A 14,876-nucleotide genomic window follows, 5' to 3' on the forward strand; every position below is an offset into this window, starting at 1 on the left:
GATCTTCATCGGCGTATTCGATCAGCGTGCCGCCCTGCTTGATATAGACACCGTCTTCGCTGCGTTTGTCCGCGATTTTAAAACCGATGGGGTGGATGCGGCTGCCGTAACGCAGCGCTGAGTGACGAGCGGGGTCGGCGCCGCTATCGAAATGTTCCTGGAACCGACCACCGCTCGTGCGGCGGCATAGCCGATTGCCGCGTTAGGCAGATTGGTGCTAAACTCTTGGCAATGAGTGACAGGGACCTTGCTGAGATACTTAAACTTCCGTCTGAGGAACGGCTTCGGCTCGTGGAGTTACTTTGGGAGAGTCTGCGAACCACGCCCAATGAGTTACCCTTGAGCGTGGCCCATCGCGCCGCGCTCGATGCGGAGCTTGCCGACCATCAGCTCGACCCGACCAATGTCCTGACCTTAGAAGAAGTGCTTTCCGGAATTCGCAAACCTCAATGAGTCTGCCGGTCGTTTATCGCCGGCGTGTTCAGAGCGACCTTGCCGCGGCGTTCGATTGATACGAAGAGCAGAGTGTTGGACTCGGTGAAAAACTTCTCACCTCAGTTGGCGAAACCTTTCAGCGCATCGAAGAATTCCGGGAAATGTTTGCCTGCGTGCATGGCGAGGTTCGCCGCGCCATTGTCAGCCGATTCCCGTTCGCGGTATTCTATTTGGTAGAACCATCCCGGGTTGTGATTCTACGAGTGCTCCATACCTCGCGCGATCCTCGACTCTGGCCTCAGCCGAAATTCAAGCCCAGAGCCATCGATAATTCGTAAGGCGATAACGGTCAGATCTTCGGCATCGCCGACGTGACGCCGCGCTTGGCGCACTCGTCCTCGTAGTGTTTGCGCACATACAGATCTTCGTCGGCGTACTCGATCAGCGTGCCGCCTTGTTTGATGTCGATGTAGACGCCGTCTTCGCTGCGTTTGTCGGCGATTTTGAAACCGATGGGATGGATGCGGCTGCCGTAGCGTAGCGCTAGGTGGCGCGCCGGATCGGCGCCGGTGTTGAAGTGTTGATGGAACCAGCCGCCGCCGGGGCAGTAGACGCTGCCGGCTTTCCATTTGACCTCGACGACGTCTTCGGCGCGGCCGGCTTCGAATGGATGCGTGCCCAACTCTTTCGACCACAACAAGACGTAACCCGAGGATTGCAGGCCGAGGAGAATCGCGCCGGCGCCGTGATAGTGCGCCTTGTGGTAGCGCGCCGCCGGCCAGGTGGCGAGATGGCCGATTAAACTGTTGCCGGCGATTTCAAACTGGGTGATGCCGACGCCGGCGCCTTTGACTTCGCGCTTGTCGACGCTGGCGGTTTGAATGTCGCTGATAAAATTGGTCTCCCAGATGTGCTGCATGCCGTCTTCGTAGCGTTTCAGGCCTTGATTGAAATAACCGTCGGCGGCTGTGTATCGGTCGGAAAAATTGTATGGGCAGTTAAAAATAAATTCTTCGTTATGCACGATGTCCATCACCAAGGGCGCGTTAGTGACGGCCAAATATTTCACCGGCGTGCGGCCGCCGTTGATCAGGCGGTGATTGCTATTGAGCGGCGGCGCGAACAAACTCCACGGCCCCCATTCGAACATCTGCTTGGTGCCGCCGTCCTGCCAGACTTCGGTGGCGCCGTTGCCTTCGAGGATGACGATCACTTCTTCGTAAAAATGTTTTTCCTCCTTCAACGCGCCGCCGGCGGGAATCTCGCCGACGTACATGCCGGTGACGCCTTCCATGCCGTAGAGATTGAGCAACGCCGCCTTGCCGCCGGTGCGCGCCTATGGCGCCATCGCCACGTCGCGGACATCTTCGACGCCGAAGCCGTCGACGACGGGAAGGCCTTGTTTCGCCGCCCATTTGAAGTAAGTGGTTTTGCGGAAGGCCGCCATCAAGGCTTCGACACGTTGATCGATCGACATTTGAATGCTCCCTTAGGCGAAATTTACTCTCTAAGCTCGATGCTTATCATAAATTACCTAGCGCCGAAATATTTCTTGGCCCAAATGCTAAAACTCATTTAGCTCCCGCGCCAAAGCATGTTAAGCTGCATCGGCCATGGGTTCCTTTCGCAATTATCTGCTCTTAATGCTCGCGCTGATTATTTCGGCCTGCTCTTATCCCATGAGCATGACATCCCTCGAAGGTGAAAAATTTAACGGGCGCTATCGTTTGGGTCGTGACGATTCATGGCTGATGCAGATATACGGTCCGGAAAATGAAGTGTTGATCGGCCGGATGATTCGCGTCGACCGCACCGTATTCGCTCAAGACTATGAGAAGTCCTTCGGCCTCGGCTCGATCGAAATGGACGGTCCAGATCTGTCGCGTCATAGCGCAGCCTTCGGCGGTTTGTTGGGCCGATCCTCGGCGTTTCATGAAACCGCCTACGCCGAGCCAAGGGATAAATCTTCAGGACAGGTCGGCACAACGGTCAGCGGCCCGCTGTTTTATTGGCTCGCGTCGCTACATGGCGACCGGCGCCTGGCGCTTGGCTGCTTTCTGATCGGCTCGGCCTACACGGGCCACGGCATCGGCCGTTGCAAGAGCCAATCGGGCAAAGAGTATAGTGTCGAGTTTTAATCCAATCATGCACCTCTTTTGATTCCGCCAATTCTTTCTCCTCATGAGTAGCGCTTTGAAATTCGGCTTGTTGCTGCCCCATTTTGGCGAGCATGCTTCGGTGGCGAACTGTCTCGATGGCGCGCGCCGCGCCGAAGCTTTGGGCATCGACAGCGTCTGGGTGCGCGATCATTTGGTTTTCACGCCCCATCCGGGCGAGGGGAGCAGCGATAATTCTCACATCGAAAGTCTCTTGCTGCTCGCGGCGGTGGCGGCGGCGACGCGCAAGATACAATTGGGCACGGCAATGACGATTTGCCATCGCCATGCGATCCATCTGGCGCAATCAGTGGCTGGGCTCAGTGCGATTTCCGATGGCCGCGTCATCCTCGGTCTTGGCCTCGGAGGTTTTCCCCATGAGTTCGCTGCGGCCGGTCGGCCGAGCACGTTGACGGAGCGGGCGAAGCTCGCCGAGATCAATATCGATATTTGCCGTAAATTGTGGGCAGGCGAAACGCTGACGCACAAGAGCGAATACTTCGCCTTTGAAAACGTTGCGCTCAAGCCGACGCCGGTGAAACCAGTGCCGCTATTCATCGGCGGCAGTACACCGGCGGCTTGCCGGCGCGCCGTGGCAGCTGGCGATGGCTGGATGCCGGCGCGGATCAATTTGCCGACCTTCGCAAAGCGCGTCGAATACTTGCGCGCTCTGTGTCAGCAAGCTCAGAAACCGATGGTGCAGACTGCCGTGATGCCCTTTACCACGGTTGGCAAAAATCGGGACGATGCACTGCGCGGTATCGACGTAAAAAATTTGATCGACGATGCCTATAATTTTTCCATGTGGGTAAAACCGCCGTCGGGCAAGTTCGAAACTCTGGAAGACATCCGCGGCGTGATCCTCGCCGGCTCGCCGGCCGACATCGTGCGCGAATGCCGCGCCTACCAACAAGCCGGCGCCGATCACATCGTCTTCGACCTCCGATTACGCTTCACGGATTGGTTTGAACAGATCGATTTATTAGGCACAGAAGTGTTGCCGGCGCTATGCGGCTGAACGGTTAGGGGTAAGGGTTTTTTGATCGGACGCCTTACCGTTCACCCTTTACCCCTTACGGTTTCAACCCTAGTGCGCAGTGAAACGGCTCGCCAATAAAGAACGTGCGGTCCGCCTTCGCGGCTGCCACCGCACCGCGCCATTCATTCAGTTCGCTGCCGCTCAGTAACGACTCGATGCGCTCTTGCATATAATGCAATCTCTCGCCGTCCTTGTGGTTGGCCCATTGGGGCAGCATGGTAACGTTGACCAAGCCGGCGCGATTCATGCGGCGGTAAAGGCTCGCGTCGGCGCAGCCGCCGTCGTTGACGTTGCCGCCGAAAAATCCTGGCGAATCTATTTTCTGTTTCAATTCAACCGGCAGCGGCAGATTGACCCAACGGGGTAGATCGGTCGAGCGCACGACTGAGCCGACTTTGCCGCCGGATTTCGTTACACGGACGAATTGCCCAAGCATGCGGTCGGCGTCGCCTTCTTCCATCACCGTGCAGGAAATCGTCACGTCGAAAGCGTTATCGGCAAACGGCAGTTTCTCGCCATCGCCTTCTTGGAATTCGATGAAACGATCGAGACCGTCGCGTTTGGCCAACGCCGCCGCTTCACGTAGGAGATAGCGATTCACGTCCGCGCCGACGATACGGTTGCTTCCCTGAGTGCGCTTGGCGAAGTGCCGCACGATTGCGCCAGGACCGCAGCCGACTTCGAGCAGGCTTTGTCCCGGCGCCAAGCTCAGCTCGTTCAGCAGTTGATCGATGACCCGCATGTACTCCGACTGGGCGCGGCTTTCCAAGTGGGCGACCATGCCAAGGTGAGCGCCGCCGAGCGTGATGGTGCAAATCTTTTCGCTGAGGGATTCAAGCAGCGGCTGCCATTGCGATGGCGACAGCGCCAAGGGCATGAGCACGAGCGGCGCGCCGCTACCGCGCATGGTGTAAGTGACTTCGCCAATCTCGCCGCTGCGATCGTTGCCGCTGAACGTTCCCGTCGCAACCGGAGCAATGAAGTCGATCAACGCTTTGCCGATCTCGTCGCGCCGGTCTTGAATCGGATCAGCCCAAGGTGGGCTGAAATAATTTTTCAGCACTAACGACTGCGCTTGGCTGAGCTGGCTCAACTCGCGGGCGGTTTCTTTTCCCGGCCGGCCGCCGTCGCCGGCAACGCAGAGGATCGGTATGTGATTGTGTTTTAGCGCCGCGACATCGATTCCCATGGGGCAGATCAAACTCAGCGATGCAACCAACTCCGGGTGAGTCGCCACCAGCCCTTGCCAGTCCCGCGGCATGCAGGCGGCGAAGTGGGCGCGCTCGATGCGCAACTTTTTTAGCAATTCGGCGATGAGTTGGGCCAGCGTCAGAGTTTCCGACATGAGATTGGGCTCTCCTCGACCTGCTTATAGCGACAAACAGCGGAACGTGAAAGAGCAGAATGAGTTTTCTAATTTGCGTCGTATAGGTTATAGAAACAGGAAATCACTCGGGGCTTCGGGAGGAAAGTTGTGCAATTCTTCAAACAGACTGTAATCGGCATATTGGCGGTTCTTCTTACCAACATTGCTGGGCCGGCAATCGATGCAAGGGCGCAAAACATTCCAGTCAACTTCGGCGTCACTTTTCGCAACGCTCGGCTTGCGCCGTTGTGGATCGCCGAAGAGCTTGGCTACTTCAAAAAGGAAGGTCTCGACGTCAAGCAGGTCAACATTAGCGGCGGCACTCAAGGGGCGCAGATGATGGTCAGCGGCGGTGTCGACGTTTCCTACGACGATCCGATCTCCTGCATCGTCGCCACCGCCGGCGGCGTGCCGGTGGTCGACATCTACGCCGGCTCGCCGGCGTTGGCATTTCTGATCGTCGGCGGACCGGGCGTGAAAACCATCGCCGACGTGAAGGGCAAACGGGTCGGCTCGTCGGGCTTGGGCCTGTCGGCGTCGCGCCTGGCGCTGTTGGTCGGCTTTCGCCGTTTCGGCCTCGACGCCGACAAGGAACACATCACGATTGTCGCCGCCGGCCAGGAACCCGAGCGCATCGCGGGACTCAGCGCTGGGGCGATTTCCGCCACGGTGATCTCGCCGGAATACCGCACCAAGCTCGAACAGCTCGGCTTCAACATGCTAGCCGATCTGCGCACATTGAACATTCCCTGGGAGACCGCGTCGGTGATCACCACGGTGAAAAACATGCAGACCAAGCGCGACATGATGGAACGCGTGGTGCGCGCGTTGTTGCAGGCTAACGCCTATATTTTGACGCCCGCCAATCGCGGCCGTGTGGTCGAGATTATGACCAAGCAGTTGGCTTTAGGCACGCAGCAGGAAGCCGGCGCGGTGTACGACGACTTGATCAAGTTTTACGTTTTGAAAAAGCCCTACCCGAGCCGCGACGGGTTCGCCAACATCATCGCCGAAGTCGCCAAGTCGGTGCCCAAAGCGGCGGGATTGAAATACGAAGACGTGGTCGACTCAAGCATCGTTGAAAAATTCGACAAGAGCGGCTTCATCGATTCGTTGTATAAATAGCCGAGTACACCGAAGGACACTGCGCCATGAGTTCCGATACATTGAACATTGGTTTTATCAGTCCCGGTCCGCCGACCTGGCCGCACTACGACAGTTTGGCGGCGCTGATTCCCGACTTCGTACAGTTCGACTTTCAGGGGTTGGGACTGTACGGTCAATCGCTCTACGAGATTACTGGGAAGAAGCACGAAATCGTTTCGCGCATTGCTCAATTAGCCGAGGAAAATAAATGGCACGGCGTGATCGTCATCGGCGCGCCGACGGAAGTAATGAATCCGGGTTTGCTTGGCGATTTGCAATCGAATTTAAAAATTCCCGTAACCACGGCATTGAGCGCTTCGGTGTCGGCGCTGGGCAAATATTCCGCCAAACGGTTGCTGTTGCTGACGCCCTTTGAAAACCGCTTGAACGGCATGATCGAAGATTATCTGCGCGTTGCCGGCTTCGATGTCATTGCGCCGCACTCATTCGAAAACATCGGACAGGCCGGTCAATTGGACGCCGAAGCGGTTTACGATCTGACCAAGGAAGCGCTGCAAGAGGTTGGCCAGGTCGACGCCATCTATTTTCAAGGCGCGGTGCTCGACCCGCTAAAAGTTTTGAACAAAATCGAAATCGAGTTGAAGACCATCGCCATCGCCAGCAATCCGGCGATGCTCTGGGATATTCTTTCGCAGCTACGGCGGCGCGCGCCGCTCGACGGTTATGGTAGATTGCTGGCGGAATGGCCGGCTTGAACCGGTGATTGAAAACCTCGATTAGATTCCGACGAAAGGCACAAATGACGCTTAAAGAAACCTTGGCAACGCAGCGAGCCGATCGATACCTCGCGCTGATTCTCGACAACGAAGTCACCGTCGGCGAGTTCGTCGTCGAGCCGCCGCTGCCTTGGACTCGCATTGTCCAGATGAGCGGCGTCTTTCAAATCGCCGATGGCTATCCGACGACGCTGACCGCAGCCCAGGGAACTTTCGAGATGAGAAACTGGGACGAGGTGTCGCTGCCCGGCATGATGCTGACCCTCGGTGAGATCGGCGATGCGCTCGATTTTGTCATCATCGGCAACAACGCCGGCCAAGGATTGCCGCTGGCCCAGGCGGTGCCGCAAACTTTGCGATCGGCGCAAGCGGCGGTTATTTACGCTTCGGGTTTGCCGGAGCAGAGCGCCTATGAACGGGCGGGCTATGGCGCATTCTTCAGCCGCCGGGAAACCGTCGCGCGCTTGCTCACTCTTGCGAAAGCTGCAAACCGGCCGCTGGCGCTCTATTTCATGAACTCGATTCAGCACAACGAGCGCAATTACCACAGTCCGTGAGAGCCGACGCGGCTTGTCTTTTCGCCAACCTTGCCGTATTCATACTAGGGAAACTTCTAGCGAGTCGACCGCAAAGCGGTTGCGCTCGTGATATGGGCATACCAGGTTAACATTCATTCATTCGTTGAATTGGGGCGCTATGGATACCATCGTTAGTGGCGCGCGGCCGACCGGCAGGCTGCATCTCGGCCATCTGCACGGCGCGTTGAAAAATTGGGTTAAGCTGCAAGAACAGTATCGTTGCTACTTCTTCGTCGCCGACTGGCACGCCCTGACCACCGACTACGCTACGCCCCAAGGGATCAATCAGAGCAGCATCGACATGGTCATGGACTGGCTGAGCGTCGGTCTCGATCCGGCCAAAGCGGTGTTGTTTCGTCAGTCGCGCATCAAAGAACATGCCGAGCTGCATTTGATCTATTCGATGATTACGCCGGTGCCCTGGCTCGAACGCAATCCGACGTACAAAGAGCAGATCAAAGAGCTCACCGGCAAGGACCTCTCGACCTATGGTTTTCTCGGCTATCCAGTATTGCAGGCGGCGGACATCACGATTTACAAAGCCAACAAAGTGCCGGTGGGCGTCGACCAAGCGCCCCACGTCGAACTGACCCGGGAGATCGTGCGGCGCTTCAATCAAGTGTACAAACCGATTTTTCCCGAGCCCGAAGTGTTGCTGACCGAAACCCAGAAATTGCCGGGACTCGACGGCCGCAAGATGAGCAAGAGCTACGGCAACGCGGTGTTTCTCTCCGATGCGCCCAAAGAGATCGACCAGAAAATTAGCCGCATGGTCACCGATCCGGCGCGGGCGCGGCGCAGCGATCCCGGCGAGCCGGAAAAATGTCCGGCCTTTTCGCTGCATAAGATTTATTCGACCGAAGATGAGATCGCCGAAGTGTCGAAAGGCTGTCGCAGTGCCGCCATCGGCTGTCTCGATTGTAAAAAAATCATGATCAAACATGTCATCGACGATCTCGCGCCATTTCGCGACAAGCGGGCGGCGCTGGAAAACAAACCGCGCGAGGTCGAAGAAGTATTGCTTGAAGGCAACCGTCAGGCGCAGGTGCAAGCGACCGCGACCATGAACGAAGTGCGGGAAACCCTAGGCCTGTGACCACTCACGTTCAATTAAAAATTTTTGAAGGGCCTCTCGATCTATTGCTCCATCTGATCAAGAGGAACGAAGTCAACATCACCGACATCCCGATCGCGACGATCACGGAACAATACTTAGCGACCTTGAATTTAATGGAAACCCTGAGCTTGGACGTGGCCGGCGAATTTCTCGTCATGGCGTCGACTTTGATTCATATCAAATCGCGCATGCTGCTGCCGGCCGGCGCCGAGGAGCCCGACGAAGACGAAGGCGTCGACCCGCGCGAGGAATTGGTCCGCCGGCTGCTCGAATATCAACGCTACAAAGACGCCGCCCAACAGTTGGAACAGCGCGATGTCTTGACCCGCGACGTGTTTGTCCGGGCCAGCGCGCCGGTGGACGAGGTCGGGCCGCGCGGCTTTCGCGAACTTTCAGTCTTCGAACTGTTGGGCGCGCTCAAGCGCGTCATCGACCGCTTGCCCAAGGACACCGCTCATGAAGTGACCCTCGACAAAATCACCGTCCGGCAAAAAATGACGATGCTATTGGAAGAATTGCGCCAACACACCAGCGTGATGTTCGAGGCGCTGTTTAGCGAATTGAAAAGCCGCATGGAAGTCGTCGTGACCTTTCTGGCGATGCTCGAGCTAGTCAAGGTGCGCGCCATTCGGATCACCCAGGACGAACGGGCCGGGCCGATCATGATCGAAGCGGCGGCGGAGATGGACGAAGCGGCGGCCAACGCGGTCATCGAAGATGACGCCGAGCCCGCCGCCGACGGCAAGGATGAACAGCATGGAACGTGAAGAGATTAAATCGGCCATCGAAAGTTTGTTGTTCGTCGCCGACGGGCCGCAGACCTTGCAACGTTTTGGTGAAGTCTTGGACGGCGTCGACAAGCAGGCGCTGCAAGACGCCGTCAACGATTTACAAAGCGAACTCGACAGCCAAAATCGCGGCGTGCAGTTGGTCGAAGTCGCCGGCGGCTATCAGCTGCGCACCGCCAAAGCCAACGCCGATTGGGTGAAAAAATTTCTCGGCGGGCGGCCGGCGCGCATGGGCAAGGCGACTCTGGAAACTTTGGCGATCGTTGCCTACCGCCAACCGATCACTAGAGCCGAGATCGAAGCGATTCGCGGCGTCGATGTCGACGGCGTGATCGCGACGCTGTTGGAGCGCAACTTGATTCGCGCCGTGGCGCGCAAGGATGTGCCGGGCCGGCCGTTTCTCTACGGCACCACGGGAGAATTTTTGCAGCTGTTCAATTTGAAAGACCTGACCGGTCTGCCGACGCTTAAAGAAATGGAAGAGATTTCCTTGCCGGAAATTCCCGGCGACATCATCTCCCTCGACCAGCTGGAAGAAAAGTAGCGCCATTGTCGAGCGCGGCAAAGCCGCATCCGAATCTCGGAGTATCTCTCGCAAAGGCGCCAAGGCCGCAAAGGTCGGAGAAAATGCTGAAAATAATCCGTAATAGTATTTATCGTTCCCCTCCGAACTTGGCGTCTTTGCGCCTTTGCGAGAGGCACATCCGAATTGGAGAGAATTCACCACCAGAGACTTTTGCGCGGATGGCGCAAACTTTTAGGCGTTGAAATAAAGCTAGACTATGGAACGACTACAAAAAATCATCGCCAAGGCGGGGCTGGCGTCGCGCCGCGAGGCCGAGCGCTGGATCGAAGAAGGGCGCGTCGCCGTCAATGGCACGGTGATTACCAAGCTCGGCACCCAGGCCGATCCGTTTAAAGACAGCGTTAAAGTCGATGGCAAGCGGATCAAGATCGCTTCGACGCCGCTTTACTACGCGTTTCATAAGCCGCCGGGTATCATCACGACGCTGAACGATCCCAAGCATCGCCCCGACCTTACGCCTTATTTGTTGCGCCTCGGCGAAAAGCGCCGGGTGTTTCCAGTCGGGCGCCTCGACTACAACACCACCGGCCTGTTGCTGCTCACCAACGACGGCGACATGGCGCTGCGCATCGCTCATCCGCGTTACGGTGTGACCAAGGTCTATCGGGTAAAACTCAACGAACCGCCGCGGCCCGAAGATTTCGTGCGGCTGCGCCAGGGCATTCGCCTAGAAGACGGCATGGCCGCGCCGGCCCATGCACGAATGGTTGAAAAACTTAAAACCAACGCTTGGATTGAAATCGAACTGCACGAAGGACGCAAACGTGAAGTTCGGCGCATGTTCGAAGCGCTCGGTTACTTTGTCGAGAAGTTGGTGCGCATTCGTGTCGGTCCCATCGAACTAGGCCGCTTACCGATGGGCGAGCTGCGGCCGCTGAGCCAAAGCGAGATCAAATCCTTGCAAGTCGCAGTGGGGCTGGCCCAAGAACGTCCGGCCCGTCCAACGACAAGAGCTAGCCGGGCACCGCAACGCCATTTCAGCGCGCCAAAAAAAAGCGGCGGCCATGACAGCCGCCGCTCGAAGAATCCGCCGAGAAATAGCCGTTCTAGTGGCGCAAGCTACAGAACTCCTCATAGTCGATAAGTGCGTGAATCGTCGGGTTGTCGCCGCACATCGGGCAGCTCGGATCGCGCCTGAGCTTCAGCGTGTTGATCTCCATCGTCAGCGTGTTGAAGTGCAACAGTCTACCCACTAGGCTGTCGCCCTTGCCGAGAATCAACTTCACCGCTTCCAACGCTTCGATCACTCCGATCAACCCCGGCAGCACGCCTAACACGCCGGCTTCAGCGCAGCTCGGCGCCATATCCGCTGGTGGCGGTTCCGGGTACAGGCAGCGATAGCATGGGCCTTTGCCCGGATAGAAAACCGTCGCCTGTCCTTCGAACTGAAAGATGCTGCCGTGGACGTTGGGTTTGCCAGTGAGCACGCAGGCGTCGTTGACTAAGTAGCGTGTCGGAAAATTATCGCAGCCGTCGATCACCAGATCGTAGTCCTTGAGGATCTCCATGATATTTTCCGAAGTCAGCTTGGCTTGATAGGGAATTACTTTGACATCGGGATTGAGCGCTTCGAGAGTTTTCTTCGCCGACTCGACTTTCGGCATGCCGACGCGATCGTTGGTGTGGAGAATCTGCCGCTGCAGGTTGGAGATATCGACAACGTCGTTGTCGATAATTCCCAGCGTGCCGACGCCAGCTGCCGCCAGGTAGTAAGCCGAAGGCGAACCGAGCCCGCCGGCACCGACCATCAATACTTTGGCTTGCAGTAGTTTAGCCTGACCCTCTTCACCGACTTCTGGAAGCAGAAAATGGCGGCTATAACGGATCAATTGCTCCGGCGTGTACTGGAAATCTTGTACCCACTTGAAGCCGCCGTTTTTCCAAGCGCCGTAACCGCCAGCCATGGACGAAACGTTTTGATAGCCCATCTCCTTCATGACTTTGGCCGCCAGCAGCGAACGCACGCCGCCGGCGCAGTAGGCGATGATCGGGGTATTTTTATCCGGCACGGCGCTCTCGACTTTGATTTCGAGAAAGCCACGCGGTAGCGGCACGGCGCCCTCCAGATGACCCTGGCGCCATTCGTCGCTCTCACGCACGTCGAGCACCAGCGGCGATTTGCCGTTGTTTTTCAGCAGCTCGTTGACTTGCTGAGCGCTGAGCTCGGGGATTTCCTTGCGCGCATCGGCCATTATATCTTGAAAACTCTTGGCCATGATTCCTCCTGTTCGAATACGTTGAGGGTTTAAGCTAAGCAACGCTCTGGATATTGTCAAGGCGAGGGGGGCATCGCGGTCATTTCGAGCGTTGCTGGATAGTTCACAATTTTGCCGGCTCACGCAAACTCTCTCAGCCGAGGGCGTTTCGGAAGCAGATTTTTCTCGCGTCAAGTACGCAAAGGTCGCAAAGTGACAGGCCTGTGGCCTGTCATCCCGAGCGAATGCGAGGGGATCTCAGAAAGATTTCTCCCAGAGCTTGTCCTGAGCTTTTGTCGAAGGGGTCGAAATGACAGTTTTCTCTAACCTTTGCGTACTTTGCGCGAGATCTTCCGAACTTTTGGTTGCGCTGCGCTAACGCGACAAGCGCATATCCATTCCGTTACGCAAAATTATTTCTCGCGGACAAATCCGCTGGCTTCGAGTTGTCGCGCGCAGGCTTCAACTGCGTTAGCTAACAGCGTCGGATCCGAACCCGGTTGGGATCGAGCGGTGCAGTGAAGGGTATGGTTGCTGACCGGATGATACATTCTAATCGCCAGCGGCCGCTCCGACGAGCCGCAACCGGCGCAAATCAGACCGACCATCAGCATTGAGCGCGAATTTAACAGAAAATGAGTGAAAAACTGCATCGAACAATTACCGCCGCACGATTTGACCTAGGTTGATGGTTGATGGTAACAAATAAACGCGCCTACGACAAAACGTTCAGCCATCTTGGCGCTTTCGCCCCCGTAGCTCAGGTGGATAGAGCGCAGGATTCCTAATCCTGAGGCCACGCGTTCGAATCGCGTCGGGGGCATTTAAGTTCAACCACTTATCACGCCATTTTCAAGTTTTGCTTTGCGGAAGTGTCCACAAAGTGTCCATCGTGGTCTTCGGTAGCGGGTTTGGCGCTCAAGATCATTCCAGCAAGCCGGGAAATCGAATCGGTTTTCGTTCTCGGCATCCAATGCGAATAAACTTTGAGCGTGATTTGTGGGTCTGCGTGTCCAAGGTAACTGGACACTTCCGTGATCGGTGTACCTTGAGACAGCAGCAGCGAAGCGAACGTATGTCTTAGCGCGTGCATGTCGAGCTTCTTAACTTCGGCCTTGCGGATCGCCGGATGAAGCCCTCCTCGCAACACGGTCTTTCGATCATTGGGCGAGCCGTTTTTTTTCGGGAACACCAAGTCCCATTTGCTGATCGGACAAGAGAGCTTCCAGCGCTTTAACGCTTGCACGAGTTCCCCTGAAATCGGAATCTCCCTGATGCCATGCTTCGATTTCGGCACGTAGAAGATCGGTTCTTCGTCGCGCCACTTGTCCGGCCAGGTGCGCCTTACCGTGATCTTGCCGGCACCGAAGTCAATGTCGCCCCATTGCAAACCCAACGCTTCGCCGTGGCGCATGCCGGTCGTGGCGATGGTGAAAATCAGCGACTTGTAAAAACCCGGTTCGGCATTTTGGATTAGCCGGTTTAGCTCTTCCGCGTTGTATACTTCTTCCGGTCTGGCTTCCGACGCCTCTTTTTCGGAAGCTTCCACCGATCCGCTACCCAAGCGCTGCGCGTTGCTGGCGGGATTATGCTTCACTTTCCCAAGTCGCACGGCTTCGTTGAAGATTGCCGTCGTCGTGGTAAGAAGCTTGTTCACAGTGATCGGCAAGAGCTTCTTCTTCTCAACGCTGTTTCCGTCGCGCCACGCCAGCCGCTGCGTTTCAATCGTCGTTGTGCTGATCTGATCCAAGCGCTTGTCACCAAAGGCGGGAACTAAGTAAGTGTCGATATGATTCTTCCAGTGATCGAGAGAGGTCTCTTTCACAGGCTTGCCGTGCTTTCCAGCGTTCACTTTCTTGTTCTCGAACCATAACTCGGCCATCGTCTTAAACGTTGGAATCGCTTTCGGCGCGATATACTCGCCACTTCTTACCGCGACACGCTTTTCATCAAGCGCCGCTTTCGCTTCCTTCTGCGTCGGAAAACTTTTCCGATGCCGGTCGCCTCGGCTATCGCGGAAATCTATTTGATACCAACCCGATGATAATTTTTTGATTGCCATCTAGCGTTTCTCCCTTCTTTTTTTTGCCATTAAAAGAAGGTATTTCAAGGCGAATTCCGTTACCCGCTGAATCGGCATCTTATCCCGCTCCATCCGCGCCACAGTGTCTTTTGCCAAGTCGAGCGCCTCCGAAAGCTCGCGTTGGGTCATTTTGAGCAGGCCCCGAATCCGCTTGAGTTCCTTCCCTTGCATGGTAGCTGTTATGTATATCAGTTTGTTTACCATGACAAGGGTGATCATGAATTTTTTTGACTGCGAGTGGCAACGAATGCATGCAGGTCGTCGATTCTGAATCTGACGTAATGGCCGAGCTTCACAGACGGTAGCTCGCCGCGTCGTGCCGCGTCGGAAATCCAAGTCTTCGGCACGTCGAAAAGCTTCGCCGCTCGTTCGGCGGAAAGCAGGGTAGGGGATTGTGAATCCTTTCCGGTCGCCGTGCGGATTTCTTCTCGCACCACTTCGCGTATTTGATCGAGAAGTAAATCGAAGGGGCTTTTGGTTTGCTGCTCGTTCATTTTACGGTGTGACCGTTTGCGCCTTGGACACTCGATGGACACTTGGCCTGTAACGATTCAAATTCATTTGAGTTTTTTTGACACGCAGGATCGGCAATCCTGTGCGAATCTTGGTCTGGTTGGGTGTTTACCATTGGGGCTTTCATCTCAACCTCT

18 protein-coding genes and 1 tRNA gene are annotated in these 14,876 nt (G+C 56.4%); 12 read left to right on the forward strand and 7 right to left on the reverse strand.

The features are described from left to right. Positions 1 to 225 precede the first annotated feature (225 nt). A complete protein-coding gene (locus tag EXR70_13490) occupies positions 226 to 453 on the forward strand; it encodes an addiction module protein (protein MSP39495.1) in 228 nt (75 codons plus the stop codon). Positions 454 to 578: 125 nt separating this feature from the next. Beyond that, complete coding sequence (locus EXR70_13495; GenBank protein MSP39496.1) at positions 579 to 773, forward strand: type II toxin-antitoxin system RelE/ParE family toxin; 195 nt, start codon at positions 579 to 581, stop codon at positions 771 to 773. Between the two features lie 11 nt (positions 774 to 784). On the opposite strand, the gene EXR70_13500 is transcribed toward EXR70_13495, so the two are convergent. After that, entirely contained in the window at positions 785 to 1,747 is a 963-nt protein-coding gene (locus EXR70_13500; protein MSP39497.1) for a cupin domain-containing protein, read from the reverse strand. Positions 1,748 to 2,048: 301 nt separating this feature from the next. Here EXR70_13500 and EXR70_13505 point away from each other — a divergent pair, with 301 nt between their 5' ends. Together EXR70_13505 and EXR70_13510 are read left to right on the forward strand one after the other, a co-directional pair. Beyond that, positions 2,049 to 2,573 carry a hypothetical protein gene (locus EXR70_13505; protein MSP39498.1) on the forward strand — a complete coding sequence of 175 codons (525 nt, stop codon included), beginning with the start codon at positions 2,049 to 2,051 and terminating at the stop codon, positions 2,571 to 2,573. A 43-nt stretch (positions 2,574 to 2,616) separates the two neighbouring features. After that, positions 2,617 to 3,609 carry a TIGR03619 family F420-dependent LLM class oxidoreductase gene (locus EXR70_13510; protein MSP39499.1) on the forward strand — a complete coding sequence of 331 codons (993 nt, stop codon included), beginning with the start codon at positions 2,617 to 2,619 and terminating at the stop codon, positions 3,607 to 3,609. Between the two features lie 55 nt (positions 3,610 to 3,664). Here the strand turns inward: EXR70_13510 and EXR70_13515 are convergent, their stop codons facing one another. After that, on the reverse strand, positions 3,665 to 4,975 hold the full coding sequence (locus EXR70_13515; protein ID MSP39500.1) for a methyltransferase domain-containing protein: 1,311 nt from the start codon (positions 4,973 to 4,975) through the stop codon (positions 3,665 to 3,667). A 102-nt stretch (positions 4,976 to 5,077) separates the two neighbouring features. Here EXR70_13515 and EXR70_13520 point away from each other — a divergent pair, with 102 nt between their 5' ends. From EXR70_13520 to EXR70_13550, 7 genes are all read left to right on the forward strand, one after another. Beyond that, positions 5,078 to 6,121, forward strand: a complete 1,044-nt coding sequence (locus EXR70_13520; GenBank protein MSP39501.1) for an ABC transporter substrate-binding protein — start codon at positions 5,078 to 5,080, stop codon at positions 6,119 to 6,121. Between the two features lie 26 nt (positions 6,122 to 6,147). Beyond that, positions 6,148 to 6,858, forward strand: coding sequence for a hypothetical protein (locus EXR70_13525; GenBank protein ID MSP39502.1), 711 nt, complete (start codon positions 6,148 to 6,150; stop codon positions 6,856 to 6,858). 44 nt (positions 6,859 to 6,902) lie between these two features. Then, complete coding sequence (locus EXR70_13530; protein MSP39503.1) at positions 6,903 to 7,436, forward strand: hypothetical protein; 534 nt, start codon at positions 6,903 to 6,905, stop codon at positions 7,434 to 7,436. Positions 7,437 to 7,575: 139 nt separating this feature from the next. Next, positions 7,576 to 8,553, forward strand: coding sequence for a tryptophan--tRNA ligase (gene trpS / locus EXR70_13535; GenBank protein ID MSP39504.1), 978 nt, complete (start codon positions 7,576 to 7,578; stop codon positions 8,551 to 8,553). After that, the gene (locus tag EXR70_13540; GenBank protein MSP39505.1) at positions 8,550 to 9,341 is read left to right on the forward strand and encodes a segregation/condensation protein A; all 792 of its coding nucleotides are present in this window, start codon (positions 8,550 to 8,552) and stop codon (positions 9,339 to 9,341) included. The genes trpS and EXR70_13540 overlap by 4 nt, the downstream gene beginning before the upstream one ends. Beyond that, positions 9,331 to 9,906: an SMC-Scp complex subunit ScpB gene (gene scpB / locus EXR70_13545; GenBank protein MSP39506.1), complete on the forward strand. Its 576-nt coding sequence runs from the start codon at positions 9,331 to 9,333 to the stop codon at positions 9,904 to 9,906. Before EXR70_13540 ends, scpB begins: the two co-directional genes overlap by 11 nt. A gap of 238 nt (positions 9,907 to 10,144) precedes the next feature. Further along, positions 10,145 to 11,032, forward strand: a complete 888-nt coding sequence (locus EXR70_13550) for an rRNA pseudouridine synthase (protein ID MSP39507.1) — start codon at positions 10,145 to 10,147, stop codon at positions 11,030 to 11,032. On the opposite strand, the gene moeB is transcribed toward EXR70_13550, so the two are convergent. Next, positions 10,995 to 12,164 carry a molybdopterin-synthase adenylyltransferase MoeB gene (moeB, locus tag EXR70_13555; protein ID MSP39508.1) on the reverse strand — a complete coding sequence of 390 codons (1,170 nt, stop codon included), beginning with the start codon at positions 12,162 to 12,164 and terminating at the stop codon, positions 10,995 to 10,997. The genes EXR70_13550 and moeB overlap by 38 nt on opposite strands. 392 nt (positions 12,165 to 12,556) lie before the next feature. After that, a complete protein-coding gene (locus EXR70_13560) occupies positions 12,557 to 12,796 on the reverse strand; it encodes a hypothetical protein (protein ID MSP39509.1) in 240 nt (79 codons plus the stop codon). Between the two features lie 96 nt (positions 12,797 to 12,892). On the opposite strand from EXR70_13560, the gene EXR70_13565 reads away from it, so the two are divergent. Further along, positions 12,893 to 12,966, forward strand: a tRNA-Arg gene (locus EXR70_13565). Between the two features lie 18 nt (positions 12,967 to 12,984). Here the strand turns inward: EXR70_13565 and EXR70_13570 are convergent. Genes EXR70_13570 through EXR70_13580 form a run of 3 tightly spaced genes read right to left on the reverse strand, consistent with a single transcriptional unit; the run spans position 12,985 to position 14,720 of the window. Further along, positions 12,985 to 14,205 (reverse strand): site-specific integrase, encoded by a 1,221-nt coding sequence (locus tag EXR70_13570; protein ID MSP39510.1) that lies wholly within the window; start codon positions 14,203 to 14,205, stop codon positions 12,985 to 12,987. Beyond that, a complete protein-coding gene (locus tag EXR70_13575; protein ID MSP39511.1) occupies positions 14,206 to 14,445 on the reverse strand; it encodes an XRE family transcriptional regulator in 240 nt (79 codons plus the stop codon). It abuts the gene before it with no gap. Further along, a complete protein-coding gene (locus tag EXR70_13580) occupies positions 14,442 to 14,720 on the reverse strand; it encodes a DNA-binding protein (GenBank protein MSP39512.1) in 279 nt (92 codons plus the stop codon). Before EXR70_13580 ends, EXR70_13575 begins: the two co-directional genes overlap by 4 nt. Between the last annotated feature and the right edge of the window lie 156 nt (positions 14,721 to 14,876).

Source organism: Deltaproteobacteria bacterium (genome assembly GCA_009692615.1).
Lineage (GTDB): Bacteria > Desulfobacterota > Binatia > UBA9968 > UBA9968 > DP-20.

Excerpts from the sequence above, each read along its gene's own strand:
- EXR70_13505 (MSP39498.1), top strand. The coding sequence starts at position 2,049 with ATGGGTTCCTTTCGCAATTATCTGCTCTTAATGCTCGCGCTGATTATT.
- EXR70_13510 (MSP39499.1), top strand. The coding sequence starts at position 2,617 with ATGAGTAGCGCTTTGAAATTCGGCTTGTTGCTGCCCCATTTTGGCGAG.
- EXR70_13515 (MSP39500.1), bottom strand. The coding sequence starts at position 4,975 with ATGTCGGAAACTCTGACGCTGGCCCAACTCATCGCCGAATTGCTAAAA.
- EXR70_13525 (MSP39502.1), top strand. The coding sequence starts at position 6,148 with ATGAGTTCCGATACATTGAACATTGGTTTTATCAGTCCCGGTCCGCCG.
- EXR70_13530 (MSP39503.1), top strand. The coding sequence starts at position 6,903 with ATGACGCTTAAAGAAACCTTGGCAACGCAGCGAGCCGATCGATACCTC.
- trpS (MSP39504.1), top strand. The coding sequence starts at position 7,576 with ATGGATACCATCGTTAGTGGCGCGCGGCCGACCGGCAGGCTGCATCTC.
- scpB (MSP39506.1), top strand. The coding sequence starts at position 9,331 with ATGGAACGTGAAGAGATTAAATCGGCCATCGAAAGTTTGTTGTTCGTC.
- EXR70_13550 (MSP39507.1), top strand. The coding sequence starts at position 10,145 with ATGGAACGACTACAAAAAATCATCGCCAAGGCGGGGCTGGCGTCGCGC.
- moeB (MSP39508.1), bottom strand. The coding sequence starts at position 12,164 with ATGGCCAAGAGTTTTCAAGATATAATGGCCGATGCGCGCAAGGAAATC.
- EXR70_13560 (MSP39509.1), bottom strand. The coding sequence starts at position 12,796 with ATGCAGTTTTTCACTCATTTTCTGTTAAATTCGCGCTCAATGCTGATG.
- EXR70_13570 (MSP39510.1), bottom strand. The coding sequence starts at position 14,205 with ATGGCAATCAAAAAATTATCATCGGGTTGGTATCAAATAGATTTCCGC.
- EXR70_13575 (MSP39511.1), bottom strand. The coding sequence starts at position 14,445 with ATGATCACCCTTGTCATGGTAAACAAACTGATATACATAACAGCTACC.
- EXR70_13580 (MSP39512.1), bottom strand. The coding sequence starts at position 14,720 with ATGAACGAGCAGCAAACCAAAAGCCCCTTCGATTTACTTCTCGATCAA.